This window comes from Desulfovirgula thermocuniculi DSM 16036, assembly GCF_000429345.1.
In the GTDB taxonomy this organism is placed as follows: Bacteria; Bacillota; Desulfotomaculia; order Desulfotomaculales; family Desulfovirgulaceae; genus Desulfovirgula; species Desulfovirgula thermocuniculi.
The window spans coordinates 1-4,438 of the sequence record NZ_AUBR01000102.1 but is presented as its reverse complement, the minus strand read 5'-3'; the positions used below and the strand labels follow the sequence as shown (position 1 = coordinate 4,438).

Annotated in this window: 6 protein-coding genes; all 6 read right to left on the bottom strand. The window is 52.6% G+C overall.

Annotated elements, in window-relative coordinates; genetic code table 11:
• Positions 1–545: anaerobic ribonucleoside-triphosphate reductase (nrdD, locus tag G454_RS19590; RefSeq protein ID WP_245574428.1), on the bottom strand; the 545-nt coding region annotated here is incomplete at its 3' end.
• Positions 546–662: 117 nt separating this feature from the next.
• Positions 663–2,252 (bottom strand): ASKHA domain-containing protein, encoded by a 1,590-nt coding sequence (locus tag G454_RS0114760; protein ID WP_027719195.1) that lies wholly within the window; start codon positions 2,250–2,252, stop codon positions 663–665.
• 117 nt (positions 2,253–2,369) lie between these two features.
• Complete coding sequence (locus G454_RS0114755) at positions 2,370–3,290, bottom strand: selenium metabolism-associated LysR family transcriptional regulator (protein ID WP_051276534.1); 921 nt, start codon at positions 3,288–3,290, stop codon at positions 2,370–2,372.
• An 8-nt stretch (positions 3,291–3,298) separates the two neighbouring features.
• On the bottom strand, positions 3,299–3,793 hold the full coding sequence (locus G454_RS0114750) for a universal stress protein (RefSeq protein ID WP_027719193.1): 495 nt from the start codon (positions 3,791–3,793) through the stop codon (positions 3,299–3,301).
• Between the two features lie 16 nt (positions 3,794–3,809).
• Positions 3,810–4,100 carry a putative sulfate exporter family transporter gene (locus G454_RS22785; protein ID WP_342669748.1) on the bottom strand — a complete coding sequence of 97 codons (291 nt, stop codon included), beginning with the start codon at positions 4,098–4,100 and terminating at the stop codon, positions 3,810–3,812.
• A 159-nt stretch (positions 4,101–4,259) separates the two neighbouring features.
• On the bottom strand, positions 4,260–4,433 hold the full coding sequence (locus G454_RS21910; RefSeq protein WP_425387448.1) for a transposase: 174 nt from the start codon (positions 4,431–4,433) through the stop codon (positions 4,260–4,262).
• Between the last annotated feature and the right edge of the window lie 5 nt (positions 4,434–4,438).

Below are 4,438 nucleotides of genomic sequence, written 5' to 3'. Positions count from 1 at the left end.
GGCGGCTCCGCCTCGATCGCACCGGAGATGCCGTTGAAGCCCTCCCGAAGGAGTGCCTGGAGATCCCACCCGCAACAGTAATTTCCAAGGAATCCCAGGTCATGCAGGTGCAGGCTACCGTTAACGTGTGCCTCCCGCACCTCCCCCGGGTAAATCCTTTCCAACCAGTACCGGGATGCCAGCGTTCCGGTTAGGTAGACGTGCAGGCCCTGCACGCTGAAGCCGACGTTCGCGTTTTCCCGCACGCGCCAGTCGGCCTCTTCCAGGTACCGATCGATGAGATCAACAGAGACGAGCGACCTCATTTCCCGCGCCTGGCGCCGCTGTTCCCGGTAGAGGATGTAGGCCTTCGCGGTCCTGTAGAAACCCATCCGCATCAGCGTCTCTTCTACAGTGTCCTGCACCTGCTCCACTGTCGGGACTTCCACCCCGGAGAGCCGGTCCAAGACGCGCCGAGCCACTTGAACCGCATCACCTGCTTCTCCAGTGGCACCGAACGCCTTCCTTACGGCTGCCTCAATCCGCGCTGGGTCGAACGGAACCATCCGCCCATCGCGTTTGATAATACTGGACAGCATATACGTACCCTCCTGTTTTTATCGAGGCCCCTGAAAAACCAGCTCAAACACAGAGATCTCGTGTACAGAACTTCGACACCCAAGTCATACAGCTTCCACGAGTCCCCGCTCGATTAACTTTGCCTTGACAGTGGGGAAAAGATCCAGGTTGGTGTGGGGGAGAAACTTGCTGCCCACAAATTTGTTCATGAAGGTCTGGTTGGCGTTGAGCTCAATGTAGGTGATATTGCGGGCAATGGCCTCGCCCTCCCGGCGTATGGCACCAGACAAAAGGGCCAGCCTGGCCCCTTCCCCGGAGGCGTTGCCCAGGCGCACCATCCGCTCGCGCGGAAGGTCGGGATAAAGGCCAATGGTGATGGCAGACTCCAGGTCCAGGTACTGGCCAAAGGCTCCTGCGGCATAAAAATACTCAATGTCGGAAAGGGAGAGCCCTACACTTTCCAGCAGGAGCTCCAGGGCGGCATTTACTGCCCCCTTTGTGCGCATGAAATTGTGGATGTCCAGCTGAGTAACCGCAATTTCCTTACCTGTGGCCGATTCCTCGGCTGAAACCACCACAAACCTATCCCGTCCGTCCTTGAACCGGCCCGCACGGTCAATGATGCCCGCCAGGAACATCTCGGCCAGGCAGTCCACCAAACCTGAACCGCAGATGCCCACAGGAGGCGCCCCGCCAATGGTGGTGTAATGCACCTCTCTCGTTTGGGGGTCAATCCTCACGCGATTCACCGCTCCAGGCTCGGCCCGCATGCCGCTGGCGGCCACGCCGCCCTCCAGAGCCGGTCCAGCGGCCCCAGCGCACCCTAGCAGCCAGTCCCGATTGCCCAGGATGATCTCCGCGTTGGTGCCGATGTCCACAAAAAGGGAAAGTTCCGACCGGCGGTGCAGGCCACTGGCCAGTACTCCCCCTACCACGTCTCCGCCCAAGTAGCTGGCCACCGAGGGGAGGCAGTAGACCGGGGCACGGGGGTTGACCATCAGGCCCAGCTGCCCAGCTGAAACAAGGCCCGGGTTGTTGGTCACCGGAATATAGGGAGCCATGCAAATCCGGGAAGGATCCAGCCCCAGGAAGAGATGCACCATGGTAGTGTTAGCGCCTACGGCCACGGCGCTGATTTCGCGTGTTTCAAGTTCATGGCTTTGCGCTAGTCGCTTAATTAACCCGTTTAACGTATTTATCAAAGCTCTCTGGAGTTGCTCCAGGCCTTCCGGCGTCCCGGCCAAGCAAATGCGGGTAAGAAGGTCTTCGCCCGCACTCACCTGGCCGTTATAATCGGCTGCTGCCCCCAGCACCTGCCCGTTACGCATGTCTACAAGGTAGGCTACTACCGTAGTGGTGCCAATATCCACGGCCAGGCCGAAGTGGCGCCGGGTGGTGTCTCCGGCTTCCAGGTCCACCAGGTTCCACAGCCCGGGTGCCAGAAAACCAACGGTGGCCGTAACCTGCCAGCCAGCCTCCCGCAAGACACTTGGGACCCGGCGCATCAGGTCCAGGGGCACTACAACCGGGCCCCCGAGTTTTCCCTGGAGAGCTGCAACCAGGCGGTCCACGTCAGCCCGGTTGTCGGCCAGGCTGGGCTCGGCCAGTTCCAGGTAGACTTTTCGGGTCAGAGGGTCAAGCTCCAGCTCTAGCACGTCTGGCCTTTCGGCGAGAATCACTCCCTTGGCTGCCATAACCTACACCCCATTCTTTGGTGCAATACGGTTGTAATAAGCAAAATTGCTCAACAACAGGACCACTAAACTACCATCCAGAACACGCGTGTTTATCATTGACCAGTATATTAGAAGTCACCTTGGCTCAACTTGCTGAAACGGTCGTTGTTGTATAAAAGAGATAAACTCTTTAACCACAGGTACGTGGGCTCGGTTTTCCCTAAAAATGATGTAGAAGTTTCGAAGTAAAGAAATGTCCTTGATCTTAACAGGTTTTAGCGTGTGCAGCTTTAACTCTTTCTGCACCGCCCATGTGGAAATGATACTGGCTCCGAAGCCAGCTTCCACAGCTTTTTTTACTGCTTCGGTACTACCTAATTCCATTACAACGTTTAATGCAGATAATTCTACACCCGCTTCCTTGAGTCGTTCTTCGGCAACTTTCCTCGTACCAGACCCCTTTTCCCGCAACACCAGCGGAAGCGCAACGAGTTCATCCAGCGAGATAGATTTTCTTCCGGCTAAAGGATGATCTATTGGGAGTATTACAATTAACTCATCTTGCAAAAACGGTTTTACAACTAAATCCTGATTATCCTGATTATCTATGTGACTTTCAATCAACCCTAGATCCAATGTGCCTTTTAATACACGTTTCGCAATTTGTTCTGTATTAGTCACCTGCAGAAAGACCTTCACCAGTGGATACTGCGTCTTAAAACGGCCTATTACCTGGGGAATTACATACTCACCTAAAGTAAAACTCGCACCTATGGACAGAGTACCTCTCACACAACCGGTAAGGATAGATATTTCCTGTTCGGCCTCATCTATCAAAGTCAGGATCTTTTCTACATAGTTATACAGGATGCGGCCCGCCTCAGTAAGATTCACCTGGTGAGTATTCCGCTCAAATAACCGCGTCCCAAAATGCTCTTCCAGGGATTTAATCTGCATACTAATAGCCGGCTGCGAAATAAACAAAACCTGCGCAGCTTTAGAGAAGCTCTTTTTATCAGCTACGACCTTGAAGATATGCAACTGGTGAAAGTTCATCGTGATTGTTACCTGCCTTTAACGATTAGCACAGGAATTTCAGATGCTTCGACCACAGCTTCTGCAACGCTCCCCAGGGCTATTCTTTTAATTCCCGTCAAACCCGTATCGCCCAAAACAATTAAATCTGCCCCCTCTCTTACAGCCACATCTATAATCTGCCTAACAGGGCTACCACTTAGCAGGCACTTTTTAACATCCAATCCATTTATCCTAGCATACCTCTGCGCAAGCTCCAGCCCGGCCAACCCGTACCGAATCCTCTTACTTTTTTTTGCTAGTTGTTCCCATTGCTCTTCAGTGATGACATCATCTTCCCTGTCCGGTTCGACAAACACAGCTATTATTTTCGCGCGATGCCACCTAGCCAAACCCACGGCGTACTTAGTTGCTTCAACGGCCGGAGCCGAACCATCTACTGCCAGGACGATTTTTTTAATAGAAAAATCTGCCGCCTCCAATTGAGCTTCCCTTAAAATTTGTTCCGCCACCCCACTTATCATTTTAACACCTCCCTAGCTAAAAATGAGCAACACGAACCGCCAGAAAACCAACCACTGATATCACCAAGGATCCAAGCAGGCCGATAAGAAATGATTTTATTCCCATCCGCTTAAACATCACCATATCTACGCTGAGACCCATACCAGCCATGGCCATAGTCAAAAATAAACTGCTCATTTGTAGAAGTAAAGAAACAAGCCCCTCGGGAATCAAACCAATTGTTCTAAGGCAACTCATTCCTAGAAAACCAAAAAGAAACCATGGGATCGATGAGCTATACCACCTGTTAATTGGAGACCGTCGCAAAACTGAGGGAAAACAGCAAGTTATAACACTTTAACCAAGTATAATTAACAATATATGGCAATCAGGCTTTTATGGAAGAGCTTACCACAGCAAATCGCCACCTTTAGTACCAATATAAAGTAACCAAGTCCTTGAAAAAGGCAGAGAAACTCCTTATTCCTAGGCTGCCGCGGTTTTGACTGCCCGCTTGGCAGCAATTGCCAGGTACACCCATCGCTTGAAGTTTACCGCCAGGGCAGTGAAAATGGCCTGAAGCCTAGTCTTTACTAGCCCCCAGTAGCGGGCGCGTCGTAGCCCGTGCCAGCGGGCCAGCTCACCGTTTTTGGGCTCAATTAAGG

Bases quoted from the DNA above. Each gene is read 5' to 3' on its own strand.
- G454_RS0114750 (WP_027719193.1), bottom strand. From the start codon at position 3,793: ATGATAAGTGGGGTGGCGGAACAAATTTTAAGGGAAGCTCAATTGGAG.
- G454_RS0114755 (WP_051276534.1), bottom strand. From the start codon at position 3,290: ATGAACTTTCACCAGTTGCATATCTTCAAGGTCGTAGCTGATAAAAAG.
- G454_RS0114760 (WP_027719195.1), bottom strand. From the start codon at position 2,252: ATGGCAGCCAAGGGAGTGATTCTCGCCGAAAGGCCAGACGTGCTAGAG.